Annotated in this window: 15 protein-coding genes; 1 reads left to right on the plus strand and 14 read right to left on the minus strand. The window is 72.5% G+C overall.

From position 1 onward, the window contains the following. Nucleotides 1–122 precede the first annotated feature (122 nt). Together F4562_RS07010 and F4562_RS07015 are read right to left on the minus strand one after the other, a co-directional pair. Nucleotides 123–1,580, minus strand: a complete 1,458-nt coding sequence (locus F4562_RS07010) for an amidohydrolase (protein WP_184543674.1) — start codon at nucleotides 1,578–1,580, stop codon at nucleotides 123–125. A 114-nt stretch (nucleotides 1,581–1,694) separates the two neighbouring features. Continuing rightward, on the minus strand, nucleotides 1,695–3,329 hold the full coding sequence (locus F4562_RS07015; RefSeq protein WP_184543672.1) for a helix-turn-helix domain-containing protein: 1,635 nt from the start codon (nucleotides 3,327–3,329) through the stop codon (nucleotides 1,695–1,697). 229 nt (nucleotides 3,330–3,558) lie between these two features. On the opposite strand from F4562_RS07015, the gene F4562_RS07020 reads away from it, so the two are divergent. After that, nucleotides 3,559–4,908 (plus strand): M14 family zinc carboxypeptidase, encoded by a 1,350-nt coding sequence (locus tag F4562_RS07020; RefSeq protein WP_184543670.1) that lies wholly within the window; start codon nucleotides 3,559–3,561, stop codon nucleotides 4,906–4,908. Nucleotides 4,909–5,022: 114 nt separating this feature from the next. Here F4562_RS07020 and F4562_RS07025 read toward each other — a convergent pair whose 3' ends face one another. The 12 genes from F4562_RS07025 to carA all read right to left on the minus strand — a co-directional run bounded on the left by F4562_RS07025 (nucleotide 5,023) and on the right by carA (nucleotide 17,542). Further along, nucleotides 5,023–5,634, minus strand: coding sequence for an FMN-binding negative transcriptional regulator (locus tag F4562_RS07025; protein WP_184543668.1), 612 nt, complete (start codon nucleotides 5,632–5,634; stop codon nucleotides 5,023–5,025). Nucleotides 5,635–5,835: 201 nt separating this feature from the next. Next, nucleotides 5,836–7,023, minus strand: a complete 1,188-nt coding sequence (gene metK, locus F4562_RS07030) for a methionine adenosyltransferase (RefSeq protein WP_184543666.1) — start codon at nucleotides 7,021–7,023, stop codon at nucleotides 5,836–5,838. Between the two features lie 161 nt (nucleotides 7,024–7,184). Then, nucleotides 7,185–7,553 (minus strand): hypothetical protein, encoded by a 369-nt coding sequence (locus F4562_RS07035; protein WP_184543664.1) that lies wholly within the window; start codon nucleotides 7,551–7,553, stop codon nucleotides 7,185–7,187. A gap of 78 nt (nucleotides 7,554–7,631) precedes the next feature. Beyond that, entirely contained in the window at nucleotides 7,632–8,822 is a 1,191-nt protein-coding gene (coaBC, locus tag F4562_RS07040) for a bifunctional phosphopantothenoylcysteine decarboxylase/phosphopantothenate--cysteine ligase CoaBC (protein ID WP_184544093.1), read from the minus strand. A 108-nt stretch (nucleotides 8,823–8,930) separates the two neighbouring features. Continuing rightward, entirely contained in the window at nucleotides 8,931–9,194 is a 264-nt protein-coding gene (rpoZ, locus tag F4562_RS07045; RefSeq protein ID WP_184543662.1) for a DNA-directed RNA polymerase subunit omega, read from the minus strand. 12 nt (nucleotides 9,195–9,206) lie between these two features. Continuing rightward, nucleotides 9,207–9,779 (minus strand): guanylate kinase, encoded by a 573-nt coding sequence (gmk, locus tag F4562_RS07050; RefSeq protein ID WP_221207393.1) that lies wholly within the window; start codon nucleotides 9,777–9,779, stop codon nucleotides 9,207–9,209. A gap of 213 nt (nucleotides 9,780–9,992) precedes the next feature. Continuing rightward, nucleotides 9,993–10,316 (minus strand): integration host factor, actinobacterial type, encoded by a 324-nt coding sequence (gene mihF / locus F4562_RS07055; RefSeq protein ID WP_184543660.1) that lies wholly within the window; start codon nucleotides 10,314–10,316, stop codon nucleotides 9,993–9,995. Between the two features lie 185 nt (nucleotides 10,317–10,501). Then, nucleotides 10,502–11,215: an orotidine-5'-phosphate decarboxylase gene (gene pyrF / locus F4562_RS07060; protein ID WP_184543658.1), complete on the minus strand. Its 714-nt coding sequence runs from the start codon at nucleotides 11,213–11,215 to the stop codon at nucleotides 10,502–10,504. Beyond that, on the minus strand, nucleotides 11,212–12,186 hold the full coding sequence (locus F4562_RS07065) for a dihydroorotate dehydrogenase (protein WP_184543656.1): 975 nt from the start codon (nucleotides 12,184–12,186) through the stop codon (nucleotides 11,212–11,214). Before F4562_RS07065 ends, pyrF begins: the two co-directional genes overlap by 4 nt. Further along, nucleotides 12,176–13,021 carry a dihydroorotate dehydrogenase electron transfer subunit gene (locus F4562_RS07070; RefSeq protein WP_311734091.1) on the minus strand — a complete coding sequence of 282 codons (846 nt, stop codon included), beginning with the start codon at nucleotides 13,019–13,021 and terminating at the stop codon, nucleotides 12,176–12,178. Before F4562_RS07070 ends, F4562_RS07065 begins: the two co-directional genes overlap by 11 nt. A gap of 35 nt (nucleotides 13,022–13,056) precedes the next feature. After that, nucleotides 13,057–16,353 (minus strand): carbamoyl-phosphate synthase large subunit, encoded by a 3,297-nt coding sequence (gene carB, locus F4562_RS07075; protein ID WP_184543652.1) that lies wholly within the window; start codon nucleotides 16,351–16,353, stop codon nucleotides 13,057–13,059. Beyond that, the gene (gene carA, locus F4562_RS07080) at nucleotides 16,346–17,542 is read right to left on the minus strand and encodes a glutamine-hydrolyzing carbamoyl-phosphate synthase small subunit (protein ID WP_184543645.1); all 1,197 of its coding nucleotides are present in this window, start codon (nucleotides 17,540–17,542) and stop codon (nucleotides 16,346–16,348) included. Before carA ends, carB begins: the two co-directional genes overlap by 8 nt. Nucleotides 17,543–17,676 lie beyond the last annotated feature (134 nt).

The raw sequence follows: 17,676 nt of genomic DNA on the forward strand, positions 1-17,676 counted from the left end.
CGCCGGGTTACCGCAGATCCCTCCGGCTCTGCCGGGTGGCGGCGGACGCGCGGGCCCGGGACGAGGGTCCGGGACCGGCGGGCACAGGGTCAGATGGAGCGGGTGACCGCCGGTCCCGGGGGTCAGATGGAGCGGCGGTGGGTCCAGCGTCCGCCGAGCAGGGTGCCGAGGACGGGCATCCGGCGCAGATCCTCCCCCTCCAGGGCGGCCGGGTCGGACTCGGTGATCATCAGGTCGGCGGGGTCGCCCGGCCGTATCCCGGTCCGCCCCCTGCTCGCCGCGGCCAGCGCCACCGCAAGCGGGAGCGCCTGCTCCGGGTGCCACGGCGGCCGGTCGTCGTCGGTCCTGGTCACGGCGGAGGCGATGCCGTCCCAGGGGTCCAGCGGCGCCACCGGGGCGTCCGAGCCCAGCTCCAGGGTGGCCCCGGCGGCGAGCAGGTCGGCGTAGGCGAAGGCCCGGCCGGTCCGGCTGTGCCAGTGCAGGTCGGCCACCTCCCGGTCGTCGGGGGCGTGGGCGGGCTGCACCCCGGCGACGAGGCCGGGGCGGGCGAACCGGGGGAAGTCCTCGGCGCGGACGAGCTGGGCGTGCTCGATCCTTCCCGGACAGCCGACCCGTTCGAAGGCGTCCAGCGCGATGCCCGCCGCCAGGTCGCCGATGGCGTGCACCGCCGAGGCGATCCCGTTCCGGGCGGCCAGGGACATGACCCCGTGCAGCTCGTCCGGCCCGGTCTCCAACAGCCCGCGCGTGTCGGTGCCGGGGTAGGGGTCCTCGCAGTAGGCGGTCCTGGTGTTCAGGGAACCGTCCACGAATATCTTGACCGGGCCCACCTCCAGCAGCCCGGCGGAGGAGGCCACCGGATCCCCGGTGCGCAGCCCGCGGCCGATCGCCTCCTCCAGCCGGTCCTTCGGGATCGAACAGGTGACCCGGACGTCGATCCGGTGCTCGGCGACCCGGCGGGACCAGTCGGCGACGTTGTCGGCGAATTCGAAGTCCAGCATGCCGACGACGCCCCGGGCCGCCGCGGCGGTGGTGGCCTCGGCCACCCAGCGGTCGAGCTCCGCCGCCGGCGGCGGGGGCAGCTCCGCCATCGTGTCGTAGCAGTCGCGCTCACGCAGCACGCCGGTCGGGTGCTCGCCCCTGCCGACGGCCGCCAGCGCCGCGGGGCTGAGCCAGACGGTGTGCAGGTCGTTGCTGACCAGGGCGATCGCCCTGCCGGGCGCCACCGCCTGCAACAGGGACTTGTGCGGGGCGTCCGGCCACAGGCCGTCGCGGAACCCGTACCCGATCGTGAGACCGGCCGGGCCCGCGTGCGGGGCGATGAGCTCGGCGGCCTCCCGCGCCGACCGCGCGGAGGTCAGGTCGATCCGGCGGCGTGCCTGTGCCCACTGCAGCGAGTGCACGTGCGCGTCCCACAAACCGGGCAGGAGCGTGCCGCCCGCGACGTCCACGCTCTCCACCGCCCCGCCGCGGGGAGGCGGATCGGCGCTCACCTCCGCGACCCGGCCGTCGACGATCAGAACATGGCGGACCGGGCCGCCGAGACCCATCCGCGCGTTGCGCAACAGCAGGTGAGAAGACATGGGGCTGACGCTAGGCGGGCACACCGCGACCGCTCATCGTCGAGGGCGGACGTTTCCCCCGGGTGTCGTTGTGCCCCGCCACAGCGTCCCGCCGCCGTCCCCGCACGGCGGGCGTCAGATCTCCTCGCGCATGTGCAGCAGGCGGAGCTGAAGCCAGATCACGAGCCGCTCCGCCGGGTCGGCCAGGTCCACGTCGAACAGCTCCTGGAGCCTGCGGATGCGGTAGCGGAGCGTGTTCTCGTGCACCGACAGCTCCGCTGCGGCCCTGGCGGCCTCGCCGAAGGCGTCCAGGTACGACAGCAGTGTGGCCGCGTGCGTGGTGGAGTGCGCCGCGTCGTGCTCCAGCATCCGCCGTACCGGTGCCAGCATCTGCGTGGCGACCCCGCCCCGCTCGGCCAGGTCCAGCAGGGCGATGCGGCTGCGCACCTGCTCGTCGGTGGCGACCCGCGCCGTCCCCGCCGCCGTCTCCGCCAGCACCCGGACGACCCGGTCCGCCAGCCCGCTGGAGACGGGGGCGTCGGCCAGCCTCTCGACCACCGGACCGATCCCGGCGTGCAGGCCGATCCCGGTGGACTTGCGGACCGAGGCCGCGACATCCGTCACGGCCCGCACCAGATCCTTCACCGGGATGCCGGGGGCGACCGGCAGCAGCGCGTAGACCTTGCCCCAGCCCGTGGTGCAGACCGCCTCGTTGTGCCACGCCTCGCACCCCAGGCTGATCAGGTCGGCGACACTCGCCACGACCGTACCCGGCTCGGCCGCAGGCATGGCGGGCGCGAACGCGACGATCACCACCGGCGTGTCGGCCGACAGGCCGAGCCGGGCGACCGCCGCGGACCCGGAGACGGCGCCGTCGAGCAGCGCGCGCAGCGTCTCGGCGCGCTGCCAGCGCTGCGGGTCGCTGGGGTTGCGGGCGCGCAGCATGTGCAGGGCGGCGATCCGCCCGGCGTCCTCCAGCAGCTGCGCGGCGTCCGGGACGACCGGCGGGGTGCCGTCGAGCACCCAGATGAACCCGAGCAGCTGGGAACCGGCCCGTACCGCCGTCGCCAGACGCGGGGTGTGACCGGGCTCCAGGCTGGCGAACCCGACGGGGCCGTCGGCCCGGAACACGCGGCTGTACTCGCTGCGGTTGGTCGGCCGCTTGGGCGTCTTGCGTCCCAGGATGCCGAGCTTGCGGATCTCGTCGATCTCCTGGCCGGGGATGTTGGAGTAGGCCAGCACGTTGCCCTGCGGGTCCTCGATGCAGGTGGCGCCGCCGATCGTGGAGGCGATCGCGTTGGCCAGGGCGAACAGGTCTCCCATGCCGACCGCGGAGTAGGTGGTGGTGATCTCGCCGGGGCCGGCGGTCGCCGCGGTCAGCAGCGCGTCGAGCTGGCGCCACGGGACCTGCTCCGGCGCGACGAGCAGCGCCACCCCCGCCTGCCGCGCGGCCTCGATGAGCGGGGCCAGGTCGGCGCCCCGGTCCTTGACCACCACGGCGTGGTAACCGTGCCGGCCCGCCCGCAGCAGGAGCTCCCGGGTGGCCGGGCTGGCGGCGCGGGCCCCGACGGCGAGCAGCACGCACCCGGGGCGTTCCTCCAGCGGGTCGTCGGGATCGTGGACGACGGGTTCGCCGACGGTCAGGTGCGGGTCGCCGGGAAGGTACGCCGTGGAGACCACATCGCGTCCCAGCGTCCGGAGGACCTGACTCAGCGGGGGCCGGTAGGGCCGCACCATCGAGGCGTCGGGCAGCAGGTCAGCCGGCGACATCCGCCTCCCTCTCCGTCCTTCCGGGGTCCTTGCGGGCCTTCCGGATGCGACCGCCGTTCCGGGCACGGCGCGAACCGGCACCCGTCCGGGTTCGGCACGGACCGGAAATATCAATTGAAGCAGCCCGTTTCCTCCGTGACGACCGCTTGACGATTACCACAAATACCACCGTACGACCTTGGGACCTGGCACGGTGCCGCGTCCGAACCCCGGTCGGCACACTGTGGGGGTGATCGATCCTGCGCTGAGCGACGAGCTCGACTCCGTTCCCCACTACGACCGTTTCGCCACCGTGGACGAGATCACGGCCGCCCTCACCCGGCTGGCCGGCGACCATCCCGGCGTCGCCTCGCTGCGCCGGGTGGGCAGCTCGGCCCTGGGCGAGCCGATCCTCTGCCTCACCGTGGGGGACGGGCCGCGGCACGCGCTGGTCGGCGCGATGCCCCACCCCAACGAGCCCATCGGCGGCCTCACCGTGATCCACCTCGCCACCCGGCTGTGCGAGGACGCCGGGCTGCGCGCCTCCACCGGCTGCACCTGGCACATCGTGGGCTGCCTCGACCCGGACGGCACCAGGCTCAACGAGGGATGGTTCGCCGGCCCCTTCACCAAGGCCCACTACGGCAGGCACTTCTACCGGCCCGCGGGTGACGAGCAGGTCGAGTGGACCTTCCCCTTCGCCTACAAGCGCGCCTACTTCGACCGGGTGACACCCGAGACCCTGGCCCTGATGCGGCTGATCGACGACACCCGTCCGGCGTTCATGACCACCCTGCACAACGCCGAGATGGGCGGGGCGTTCTTCTACCTCAACCGCCCGGTGCCGGCCCTGCAGTCCGTGCTCAAGGCCCTGCCCGGCCGTTACGGGGTGCCGCTGCACGCCGGCGAGCCGGAGCACCCCTCGGTGCGGACGCTGGAGGAGGCCGTCTTCCTCACCCCCCGCATGGAGGACGCCTACGACTACATCGAGGCGCTCGGTGAGGACCCCGTGGCGCAGATCGCGGGCGGGGCCAGCGACTCCTACGCGGCCAGGTACGGCACGCTCTGCCTGGCCGCCGAGCTGCCCTACTGGCGCGAACCGGCGGCCGGGGACCGCTCCCCCGCGGGGATCTCCTACGCCGACCTGCTCGGGGCCCACGCGGCGGACCTGCGTGAGTCGTTCGCCGTGCTCGACGAGACCCTGTCCGCCGTCTCGGCCGACCTGGCGACCCGCTCCCCGTTCATCCGGGCGAGCAGGTTCTTCGTGCCGTTCGTCGAGGGCATGGCCGCCACGGCGCGGCACCGCGCCGAGGCCCCGGAGAGCGACCGGCCCGCCACCGTCGCCGAGCGGCGGTCCTGCCACGACACCGTGCACAGCGTCCGGCTCCGGTTCGGCGGCATGCTGTTGCGCGCTCTGGAGGGCGAACTGGCCATCGGCAACGGCACCCCGGCCATCCGCACGCGGGCCCGCGTCCTGTCGGAGACCTACGCCGCGTGGTGCGCCGAGGCCGAGGCGGGCACACCGGACGAGACGATCCCGATCGGCCACCTGGTCGCCATCCAGTACGGCGGCATCCTGGCCGGCGCGGCCCACGCCTGAATCTGACGGGCCGTGCTCTCACCGGCACGGCCCGCCCGCGTCCCCGGCGCGGCCCGCCTTCCTCCGTCGAACCGGTCCCCCGCGACCCGCTCCCCTCCCGGGAGCGGACCGGCCTCATCGCGCGGCGCGCATGGCTCCGGCGAGAGCGGGATTGCCGTACGCGCCGCCGCCGTCGAGGGCTTCGATCACCCGCTCGACGATCTCAGCGGGCTTCTCCTGGCTCAGTTTGGCCTTGCCCACGGCCCGGTCGGGCACCAGGCGGAACCCCGTCACCGCCGGGGCGATCCGGTGGGCGTACTCCTCGACCGACCCCAGCCGGAACGGCTCGGGACGCCCCGCCTCGAAGTGGTCCACGGTGTCCGAGAGCACCCGGTAGGTCTCCTCGGGGCTCAGCACCTGCGGCGTGCCGTGCAGGTGGAGGACGACGAAGTTCCACGTCGGCACGTACGGGCCCGCCCGGTAGAGGGTCGGCGAGACATACCCCTCCGGCCCCTCGACGACGATCACCACGGGGCGCCGCCCGAGCCCGTGCTCCTCCGCGTCCTCACGGGCCAGGTGCCCCAGCACGGCGGGCCCGGGACTGGCCGGGTCGGGGATGACCGGCAGGTGCGAGACCACGGGCTTCCCGCCGTCGGACACGCTCACCAGGATCGCCCACCCGTGGGCCGCGACCAGTTCCCGCAACACCCGCGGATCGTCGATCGCGTACATCGGTTGTTCCAGCATGTGCCCGATGAAACAGCCACCGCGGGCCCGCTGTCAGCGTGGAGCGGGACAAGCGTTTCCCGGCCGCCTTGACGCCCCCGACAAACCCGGCGCCGCGCCCGTGCCGTCCGGCTCCGATGCCTCCCGCGCTCCGCCCGGTGCGGCCCCGTGACAGGAAACGGCCCCCGTGAGGAGTCTCACGGAGGCCGTTCGGAGGTCGGGTCAGAGACCGGCGGCGGCGCGCAGGGCGTCGGCGCGGTCGGTGGCCTCCCAGGAGAACTCGGGCCGGCCGAAGTGACCGTAGGCCGAGGTCGCCGAGTAGATCGGGCGGAGCAGGTCGAGGTCGCGGATGATCGCGGCCGGACGCAGGTCGAAGACCTTGAGCACGGCCTCCTGGATCTTGTCGATCTCCACCTTCTCGGTGCCGAAGGTCTCGACGAACACGCCGACCGGGTGGGCCTTGCCGATGGCGTAGGCGACCTGGACCTCGGCGCGGTCGGCGAGACCGGCGGCGACGATGTTCTTGGCGACCCAGCGCATGGCGTAGGCGGCCGAGCGGTCGACCTTGGACGGGTCCTTGCCGGAGAAGGCGCCGCCGCCGTGACGGGCCATGCCGCCGTAGGTGTCGACGATGATCTTACGGCCGGTCAGGCCGGCGTCGCCCATCGGGCCGCCGATCTCGAAACGGCCGGTCGGGTTGACCAGGAGGCGGTAGCCCTCGGTCTCGAGCTCCACACCGGCGAGGACCGGGTCGACCACGTGCTCCTTGATGTCGGGAGCGAGCATCTCCTTGAGGTCGATCTCGGCGGCGTGCTGGGTGGAGACGACCACGGTGTCGAGCCTGACCGGGCGGTCGCCGTCGTACTCGATGGTGACCTGGGTCTTGCCGTCGGGACGCAGGTAGGGCACGGTGCCGTCCTTGCGGACCTGCGACAGGCGCTCGGCGAGGCGGTGCGCGAGCTGGATCGGCAGCGGCATCAGCTCGGGGGTCTCGCGGCAGGCGTAGCCGAACATGAGGCCCTGGTCGCCGGCGCCCTGGCGGTCGAGCTCGTCGCCGGCCTCGCCCTCGCGGGCCTCATAGGCGTCGTCGACGCCCTGGGCGATGTCGGGCGACTGCGCGCCGATGGACACCGACACGCCGCAGGAGGCGCCGTCGAAGCCCTTGTGCGAGGCGTCGTAGCCGATCTCCAGGATCTTCTCCCGGATCAGGCCGGGGATGTCGACGTAGGTCTCCGTCGTCACCTCTCCGGCGACGTGGACCTGACCGGTGGTGATCAGCGTCTCGACCGCGACACGGCTCTTGGGGTCACCCTTGAGCATGGCGTCGAGAATCGCGTCACTGATCTGGTCGGCGATCTTGTCCGGGTGGCCCTCGGTGACCGACTCGGAGGTGAACAGGCGACGGGACAAGTCAGTGGCTCCTCATGCAGCGGCTGCTGGCGTCTGGGGGCTCTGGCGTCGGCGGGACACCAGTAGCGCTCCGCCGAAGTCTAGCCGCACGGACGGCGGCGCCGCGAAACCGCCTCGCATCGTGTCGGAAAGACCGGGGACAGGACGAGGCGGAGGCCCGGTCACAGGTCCGGGAGCGGGTCGCAGGGAAGGGTCTCCGGGGCGAAGACCTCGGCGTCGGCGGCGCAGACCACCGCGACGTACTCCTCCTCGATCTCGAACGCCATCCCGCCCAGCTCGATGCACGCACCTTCGGAGAACTCGACGGGACCGAGGCGGGTGCGGCGGGGATGGGCGGCGTACACCGAGGTGGGCGCGTCGCGGTCGAAGAACTTGGTGGACAGCACCAGGACGGACAGGTCGGTGACGACGATGAGGAAGGTCGCCATCCCCGGGGAACCCACCGACAGCGCGGGAAGGACATAGCAGATCTCCTCGCCCGGGGGAAGCAGCGCGCGGCAGCGGGCTCGGACGACGGCGGCAACCGGCATGATCGGACCCCTCCCTGTCCCAACGGCCTGGGTCACCTCGGACGCAGTATCCGCCGCGGGAGTGAGCCGGGCAAGTGGTCAGGCGAGACGCGCGGCGACGAGGTCCCAGACCACGTCGGCGAGCTCCTCCTTGGGCCCCCGGGGCACCTCGACCGGCTCGCCGCCGGCCACCAGGATCGTCGCCGCGTTGTCGGGGGTGCCGAAGGCGAGGCCGTCGCCCACCTGGTTGACCACGAGGAGGTCGCAGCCCTTGCGGGCGAGTTTCGCCCGGCCGTTGGCGAGGACGTCGTCGGTCTCGGCCGCGAACCCGGCGATCACCCGCGGGTACGGCTTGAGGCCGTCGCGACGCCGCTCCCCCAGCTCGGCCAGGATGTCGGGGTTCTTCGTCAGGTGCACCGGATCGGGCTCGGCCCCGGTTTTCTTGATCTTCGACTCGTTGCGCGCCGCGGGCCTGAAGTCGGCGACCGCGGCGGCCATGACCACGGCGTCGGCGCCTTCCAGGGCGTCGAGCACGGCGGCGCGCATCTGCAGGGCCGACTCGACCCGGACCACCCGGACCCCCGCGGGGTCGGGCAGCGCGACGTTGGCGGCCACCAGGGTCACCTCCGCGCCCCGGGCGACCGCGGTGCGGGCCAGCGCGTACCCCTGCAGGCCGGAGGAGCGGTTGCCGATGAAACGGACCGGGTCGATCGCCTCGCGGGTACCGCCGGCCGAGACGACCACCCGGCGTCCCGCCAGGTCGGCCGGGCGCCCGGCGAGGACCCGGCGGCAGACCTCGAAGATCTCCTTCGGGTCGGGCAGCCGGCCGGGGCCCGTGTCGGCGCCGGTCAGGCGGCCCACCGCGGGGTCGACGACGATCGAGCCGCGCTCGCGGAGCGTGGCCACGTTGGCGCGGGTCGCGGGGTGCTCCCACATCTCGGTGTGCATCGCGGGGGCGAACACCACCGGGCAGCGCGCGGTGAGCAGGGTGTTGGTGAGCAGGTCGCCGGCCAGCCCGTGGGCGGCCTTGGCCAGCACGTCGGCGGTGGCGGGGGCGACGACCACCAGGTCGGCGTTCTGCCCGATGCGGACGTGCGGCACCTCGTGCACCGACTCCCACACGTCGGCGGTGACCGGGTTGCCGGACAGCGCGGCCCAGGTCGGCTCGCCGACGAAGCGGAGCGCCTCCCGGGTGGGCACGACGCGCACGTCGTGGCCGGACTCGGTGAACAGGCGCAGCAGCTCGCAGGCCTTGTAGGCGGCGATGCCGGCACTCACGCCGAGCACCACCCGGGGCCTGCGGCGGGCCCCGGCAGATCCGGGGCGGCCTTCCCCGGCGCCCGGCTCCGCGGGCCCGGCGGTGGCCGCGCCCTCGTCAGGGGTCCGCATCGAAGGAGGTCAGCCCTCGATCGGCTCGGCGGTGAGCAGGCCCTCGCTGACCTCGCGCAGCGCGATGGACAGCGGCTTCTCCTGGGCGTGCGTCTCGACGAGCGGGCCGACGTACTCCAGCAGGCCCTCGCCGAGCTGGGAGTAGTAGGCGTTGATCTGACGCGCCCGCTTGGAGCCGAAGATCACGAGACTGTACTTGCTGTCGACGACCTCCAGCAGAGCGTCGATCGACGGGTTGGTGATGCCTTCGGAGTAGGCGGCGCTGGTTGCCACGTGTGTTTTCCCCTAGCTAGGTGAACGTCCGGGGCGTGGAGCCTCGGGAGCATCAGCCATCAAGGCTATCAGCCGATGACATACGTCCTGGACGGACGTGTTGACCAGGGTCACGTCGAATTCCTGCTCGGCCGCCATCTCGATCCGGCCGGCCGCCAGGCGCCGGGCGATGACGTCCTCGGGCTCGGTGCCGCGCCCGCGCAGGCGCTTCTCCAGCTCCTGCCAGGTCGGGGGCGCCAGGAAGACGAGCAGTGCCTCGGGCATGGTCGCGCGCACCTGCCGGGCCCCCTGGAGGTCGATCTCCAGCACGGTGGGAACCCCGGCCGCGAGCTTGGCGAGCACCGGGCCGCGCGGCGTGCCGTACCGGTTGCCGGCGAACTCGGCCCATTCCAGCAGCTCGCCGGAGGCGGCGAGGCGGTCGAACTCGTCGTCGTCGGCGAAGAAGTACTCCACCCCGTGGGTCTCGCCCGGGCGGGGTTTCCTGGTGGTCACCGAGACCGACAGCCACACCTCGGGGTGTGCCCGCCGAAGCTCGGCGACGACCGTGGACTTGCCGACGCCGGACGGCCCGGACAGGACCGTCAGGCGCTTGCCGGCCGTGAGCCCCGCCGAGGCTGACGCCTCCTGCGGACCTCCGGCCGAGGATGAGGAGCGACCGGATCCGCCATCGGCGGCCACCTGCGAGGTCCGACTGCCGTCGGACCACGACGTTCCGGTCACTCCAAACCCCCCGTGATGCAGTTTCCCCGTGCGGGGAGCGTGTTTCCTTACTGAGCCGAGCCCGTGCCTGAACCGAGACTAGCTCTCGGCCCCGCCGAACTCACGCTCGAGCGAAGCCCGCTGGTTGGTGCCGAGACCCCGCACGCGGCGGGACTCTGCGATGCCAAGCCGCTCCATGAGCTGCTTGGCGCGGACCTTGCCCACTCCGGGCAGCGACTCGAGAAGAGCCGAGACCTTCATCTTGCCGATGACGTCGTCGGTCTGCCCGTCTTTGAGCACCTCAGCCAGAGATACGGCACCGTGCTTGAGACGGTTCTTCACCTCGGCACGCTCTCGGCGGGCCTTGGCAGCCTTCTCTAGGGCTGCGGCGCGCTGCTCAGGGGTAAGGGGAGGAAGAGCCACGCCGGGTCACCTCGAATTTCCTGTCGATGTACTCGGACGGGAAGGGAAACTAGCTGGTCATGGCGTTTCAAGCAACGTCAAGACCACTTTATCCCCTTAGAAAATCTACTTCGTGACTTTACGTGCGCGGCAAAACGCGCTGCGTCGATGAAACTACGCTCATGGCCGAGTTTTCCGGGGTTGGATCACAGGGGCCTTCCGGCGGCGGCGGAGGCGCGCCGCAGCGCGGCGGCGATGCCCGCGGCGGTCGCGCCGGGGTCGGGGGAACCGGTGATCGGCCGGCCGATCACGAGGAGGTCGGCTCCGTCGGCGAACGCCTGCTCGGGGGTCGCCACCCTCGCCTGGTCCTGGACCGCGGAGCCGGCGGGGCGGACACCGGGAGTGATCAGGACGATGCCGGGCCCGACCTCCGCGCGCACGGCGGCGAGCTCGCGCGGCGAGCAGACGAGGGCCTGGGCTCCCGCTCCGACGGCCACGGCCGCCAGGCGGCGCACGGCGTCCTCGGAGGGGCCGTTGACCCCGACCCGCTCCAGATCCGCCTCGGAGAGCGAGGTGAGGAGCGTCACGGCCGCGATCCGGGTGCCCGGCAGGGCGTCCACGGCCGCCCTGATCATCGAGGGCCCCCCGGCGGCGTGTACGGTCAGGATCGCGGGCTTGAGCCGCGCGACGGCCCTGGCGGCGCCCGCGACGGTGTTGGGGATGTCGTGGAGCTTCAGGTCCAAAAAGACCTGGACGCCGCTCGCGCCGCGGACCGAGGCGATCACGTCGGGGCCGTAACGGAGGTAGAGTTCGAGGCCGACCTTGACCGTGCTCACGTGGGGGGTGACCAGGCTCGCCCAGTGCGCCGCGGTCTCTAGGTCGGGCGCGTCCAGGGCGACGGCGATGGGTGCGGGCGTCATAGGGAACTCTCCTCCAGATCGATGCGGTGCCGGGTGGACGCCCCCGGCGGGCGGTGGGCCAGCCCGACCGCGTCGGCCAGCCGGTGGAACCCCCGGGCCGCCAGGAGCTCCTCCAGCTCGCGCAGGACGCGCAGGCAGGCGTAGGGGTCGTGGAACAACGCGGTCCCCACCGCGACGACGCAGGCCCCGGCGAGGATGAACTCGAAGGCGTCCCTGCCGGTCAGCACGCCGCCCATGCCGATGATGGGCACGCTGGGCAGGGCCGCGTGCACCTGCCACACGCAGCGTACGGCCAGCGGGCGGATGGCCGGACCGGACAGGCCGCCGGTGACGGCCGCGAGTGTGGGACGCATGGCCTCGGTGTCGATGCTCATGCCGAGCGGGTTGTTGATCATTGAGAGCGCGTCGGCGCCGCCGTCGACGCACGCCCGGGCGACGCTCACGATGTCCAGCACGTCCGGCGAGAGCTTGGCCACCACGGGCACCTCGTAGCGCATCACCGAGCGCACCGAGGCGATCACCTCGGCCGAGGCGGCGCCGTCGCGGGCGAACACCCGGCCGCGGTCCTCGATGTTGGGACACGACAGGTTCACCTCGACGGCGGTGACGCCGGGGGCGTCGGTGAGCCTGCGGGCCAGCGCGGTGTACTCGGCGACGGTGCCGCCGCCGATGGACACCACGGTCTTGACGCCCCGCTGCGCCAGCCAGGGCAGCTCGCGCTCCAGGAAGGCGTCCACGCCCGGCCCCTGGAGGCCGACGGCGTTGAGCAGGCCCGAGGGGGTCTCCGCCATCCTGGGGGTCGGACGGCCCGCCCTGGGGGCCATCGTGATCGACCGGGTGGTCAGCGCGCCGATCCTGCCCAGGTCGAAGAACTGGGCGAGCTCGGAGCCGGACGCCGCGCACCCCGCGGCCGTGGTGACGGGGTTGGCCAGCTCCACGTGCCCGAGGTACGTCCGCATGTCAACCGACATGCCGTGTTCCTCCGCCGGGTGCCCCCAGCGCGTCGAACGGGATCGTCCCCACGTCGTCGAAACGGACGCGCTCGCCGCGGAAGACCGGTCCTTCGACGCACGAGCGCACCATGCGGGTGACCCCGTCCTCCCCGATGACCGGCAGCACACACGTCATGCACACGCCGATCCCGCACGCCATCCGCTCCTCCACGGCCACCTGGACCGGGATGCCGAGCTCGACGGCCACCGCGGTCACACCGCGCAGCACGGGCATCGGGCCGCAGGCGTAGACCGCGTCGGCGCGGACGTCGGCGATCACCGCGGGCAGCACGTCGGTCACCCGGCCGCGCAGGCCCAGGGAGCCGTCCTCGGTGGTGAGCGTGGTGGTCTCCCCCATCCTCCTGGCGCGCAGGGCGCCGAACACCCGGTCGGCGGAGGCCGCGCCGAGCACGAAGTCGACGCGGCAGCCACGCCGCTGGAGCGCGTCGGCGACCGTGAACAGCGTCGCCGAGCCGTACTCGGCGCCCACCAGGACGCACGTCACCGGATCACGGGGCAGCGGGAACGGGCGGCCCAGCGGGCCGACCAGGTCGAGGGTGTCACGGGCACGGCGCTCGGCCAGCCAGGCCGTCCCCGGCCCGCGGGGCGACAGGACGAACTCGACCGTGCCGCCGTAGTCGGGCTTGACGTCGTGGACGGAGAAGGCACGGCGGGTGAGCATCGACGTGTTCGGCCCGCCGACGGCCACCCCGACGAAGTGGCCGGGGCGGAACCGCTCGGCGATGCCGGGTGCCACCACGGTCAACGCATGGTAGGCGTCGACGCGGCGCGTCGTCAGCACCGTGCCCGTCACCTGTACCGGAGTAACAGGCGTCTCCCTCACCTCCGCTAGGGCATCCGCAACCGCTTCGCGTGCTCCTGGAGCGACCGTACGCCGATGTCGCCGCGGACGATCGCCTGGATGCCTTGCACCGCCGCTGCCAGGCCCTGGACGGTCGTGATGCAGGGGATGCCCCGGAGCACGGCGGCGGTGCGGATCTCGTAGCCGTCCAGCCGCGGCCCGGACTGGCCGGGGCTGCCGAAGGGCGTGTTCACGATGAGATCCACCTCCCCCTCCAGGATTCGCCGCACGATCGTCGGCTCCCCGTCGGGACCGGTTCCCTCGCTCTGCTTTCGCACGATCTTGGCACGGACGCCGTTGCGGCGCAGCACCTCGGCGGTTCCCTCGGTGGCCAGGATCTCGAACCCGAGGTCGGCGAGCGCCTTGACCGGGAAGATCATGGCCCGTTTGTCGCGGTTCGCGACCGAGACGAAGGCCCGTCCCTTGGTCGGCAGCGAGCCGTAGGCGGCGGCCTGCGACTTGGCGTAGGCCGTGCCGAAGAACTCGTCGATGCCCATGACCTCGCCCGTGGAGCGCATCTCCGGGCTCAGCACGATGTCGACGCCCCGGAACCGGTTGAACGGCAGCACGGCCTCCTTGACCGCGATCGGCGCGTCCAGCGGCAGGGTGCCGCCGTCGCCCTCGGCGGGGAGCATGCCCTCGGCGCGCAGCTCGGCCACGGTGGCGCCCATCATCACCCGGGCCGCCGCCTTGGCCAGCGGCACCGCCGTGGCCTTGGAGACGAACGGGACGGTACGGCTGGCCCGCGGGTTGGCCTCCAGCACGTACAGGATGTTGGCCGACATGGCGTACTGGACGTTCAGCAGGCCCCGCACGCCGACGCCCCGGGCGATGGCCTCGGTGGCGACGCGGATCCGCTTGATGTCGAAGCCGCCCAGCGTCATCGGCGGCAGTGAGCACGCCGAGTCGCCGGAGTGGATGCCGGCCTCCTCGATGTGCTCCATCACGCCGCCGAGGTAGAGCTCCTCGCCGTCGAACAGGGCGTCGACGTCGATCTCGACGGCCTCGTCGAGGAACTTGTCCACCAGCACCGGGTGGTCGCTGGCCGCACCGGCCTTGGCCATGTAGGCCGACAGGGTCTCGTCGTCGTAGACGATGGCCATGCCGGCGCCGCCCAGCACGTAGGAGGGGCGGACCAGGACCGGGTAGCCGATCTCCGCGGCGATGGCCAGCGCCTCGGCCTCGGTCACCGCGGTGCCGTGCTTGGGTGCGGGCAGGCCGGCCTCGGCGAGGACCCGGCCGAAGGCGCCGCGTTCCTCGGCGAGGTGGATCGACTCCGGCGAGGTGCCGACGATCGGGACCCCGGCGTCCTTGAGCGCCTGGGCCAGGCCCAGTGGCGTCTGGCCACCGAGCTGGACGATGACGCCCGCGACCGGGCCGGTCTGCTGCTCGGCGTGGACGACCTCCAGGACGTCCTCCAGGGTGAGCGGCTCGAAGTAGAGCCGGTCGGAGGTGTCGTAGTCGGTGGAGACCGTCTCGGGGTTGCAGTTGACCATGACGGTCTCGTAACCCGCGGCCGACAGCTCGAACGAGGCGTGCACGCACGCGTAGTCGAACTCGATGCCCTGACCGATCCGGTTGGGCCCGGAGCCGAGGATGAGGACCTTGGGGCGGTCCCCGTGGGGGACCTCGGTCTCCTCGTCGTAGGTGGAGTAGAGGTAGGGCGTGCGCGCGGCGAACTCGGCGGCGCAGGTGTCGACGGTGTTGTAGACGGGCCGCACGCCCAGGGCGTGGCGCAGGTCGCGCACCCGCTCCTCGGTCATGTCGCGCAGCTCGGCGATCTGCGCGTCGCTGAAGCCGTTCCGCTTGGCCTCCGTCAGCACCTCGGCGGTGAGCTGGGACGCCTCGCGCAACCGGCCGGCGACCTCGTCGATGCCCTGGAGCTGGTCGAGGAACCACGGGTCGACACAGGTGGCCGCGGCGAGCTCCTCGACGGTGGCCCCGGCGCGGATGGCCTGCTGCATGGTGACCAGGCGCCCGTCGTGCGGGGTGCGGCAGGCGGCCAGCAGCTCGTCCTTGTCGCCGGGCTCGCCGGCCCAGGTGAAGGCGGCCCCCTTCTTCTCCAGGGAGCGCAGTGCCTTCTGCAGCGCCTCGGGGAAGGACCGGCCGATGGCCATGGCCTCGCCGACCGACTTCATGTGGGTGGTGAGGGTCGCATCGGCGCCGGCGAACTTCTCGAAGGCGAAGCGGGGCACCTTGACCACGATGTAGTCGAGCGTGGGCTCGAACGACGCCGGGGTCTCCTTGGTGATGTCGTTGGGGATCTCGTCGAGGGTGTAGCCGACGGCGAGCTTGGCGGCGATCTTGGCGATCGGGAAGCCGGTGGCCTTCGACGCCAGCGCCGACGAGCGCGACACGCGCGGGTTCATCTCGATGACGACCATGCGGCCGGTGCGCGGGTCGACCGCGAACTGGATGTTGCAGCCGCCGGTGTCGACGCCGACCTCGCGGATGACCGCGATGGCGACGTCGCGCATGTTCTGGTACTCGCGGTCGGTGAGGGTCAGCGCCGGGGCCACGGTGACGCTGTCGCCGGTGTGCACGCCCATCGGGTCGATGTTCTCGATGGAGCAGACGATGACGACGTTGTCGGCCCGGTCGCGCATCACCTCCAGCTCGTACTCCTTCCAGCCGGTGATCGACTCCTCCAGGAGGACCTCGGTGGTCGGGGAGGCGTCCAGGCCCGCCCCGGCGATGCGGCGCAGGCCCTCCTCGTCGTGGGCGAAGCCGGAGCCGACGCCGCCCATGGTGAAGGAGGGACGCACCACCAGCGGGTAGCCCAGCTCGGCCGCGGCGGCCAGGCACTCGTCCATGGTGTGGCAGACGAACGAGCGGGCCGACTCGGCGTTGAGGCCGCGCTCGGCGGCGACCTTGGCCACGATGCCCTTGAACAGCTCGCGGTTCTCGCCGGCCTGGATGGCCTCGACGTCGGCGCCGATCAGCTCGACGTCGTACCTGGCCAGGACGCCGGCCTCGTACAGGGCGATCGCGGTGTTGAGCGCGGTCTGCCCGCCGAGGGTGGGCAGCAGCGCGTCGGGCCGCTCCTTGGCGATGATCTTCTCGACGATCTCCGGGGTGATCGGCTCGACGTAGGTGGCGTCGGCGAACTCCGGGTCGGTCATGATGGTCGCCGGGTTGCTGTTGACGAGGATCACGCGGAAGCCCTCGGCGCGCAGCACGCGGCAGGCCTGGGTGCCGGAGTAGTCGAACTCACAGGCCTGGCCGATCACGATCGGCCCGGAGCCGATCACCATGATCGACTGTATGTCCGTGCGCTTAGGCACCCTTGCTTCCCTCCGTGCTCGCGGTCGTGCCCGGCTCGTCGCCGGCTCCGCTGTCGGTCGTGCTCACTGCGCCGGCCGTCGCCCGCGTCCGCTCCATCAGCGCGCAGAAGTGGTCGAACAGCCCGGCGGAGTCGTGCGGGCCGGCTGCGGCCTCGGGGTGGTACTGGACGCTGAAGGCAGGGCGGTCGAGCAGCCGCAGACCCTCGACGCAGCCGTCGTTGAGGTTGACGTGGCTGACCTCGGCCGGCCCGTACGGGGTGTCGAACGCCCCCTCCAGCGGCGCCTGGACGGCGAAGCCGTGGTTGTGCGCGGAGATCTCGACCCGGCCGGTGCCGCGGTCCTGGACGGGCTGGTTGACGCCGCGGTGGCCGTAACGGAGCTTGTAGGTGCCCAGGCCGAGGGCCCGGCCGAAGATCTGGTTGCCGAAGCAGATGCCGAAGAACGGCACACCGGCGTCGAGGACCCCGCGCAGCGCCTCGACCGGTCCGGAGGAGGCGGCGGGGTCGCCGGGGCCGTTGGAGAAGAAGACGCCGTCCGGGTCGAGCGCCAGGATGTCGGCGGCGGTGCTCGACGCCGGCAGGACGTGCACCTCGCAACCGCGCTCGGCCATCCGGTGCGGGGTCATGGCCTTGATGCCGAGGTCGACGGCCGCCACGGTGTACTTCTTCTCCCCGATGGCGGGCACGACGTACGGCTGCGGGGTGGAGACCTCGCCGGCCAGGTCGGCGCCCTCCATCGCGGGGCTGCGCCGGACGCGCTCCAGCAGTTCCTCGACGGGGGCGAGCGCCCCGCCGGAGAAGACGCCGGCCCGCATGGCGCCGCGCTCGCGCAGGTGGCGGGTGAGGGCCCGGGTGCCGGGGATGGCGATGCCGACCACGCCCTGGTCCCTGAGGTATTCGTCCAGGGAGCGCCTGGCCCGCCAGCTGGAGGCGACCCGGGCGGGCTCGCGCACCACGTAGCCGGCGACCCAGACGCGCGAGGACTCGGGGTCCTCGTCGTTGACCCCGGTGTTGCCGATGTGCGGCGCGGTCATCGCGACGATCTGCCGGTGGTAGGAGGGGTCGGTCAGCGTCTCCTGGTAGCCGGTCATCCCCGTGTTGAAGACCATCTCGCCGAAGGTCTCGCCCTCGGCGCCGTAAGGGGTCCCGTGGAAGACGCGGCCGTCTTCCAGCACTAGCACTGCGGTCACTCGCACACCCCGATCATCCCGGTCATCGCTCCGCAAAGTATGAAATATCCGACATAGTGCCCGGTCCTCTCCCGCGAGGCGCCCGCGCACCCGCGGACGGAAGGGAGGCGGCGGGAACGCCGCGCGCGGCCGGT

Source organism: Streptosporangium becharense, from assembly GCF_014204985.1.
In the GTDB taxonomy this organism is placed as follows: domain Bacteria; phylum Actinomycetota; class Actinomycetes; order Streptosporangiales; family Streptosporangiaceae; genus Streptosporangium; species Streptosporangium becharense.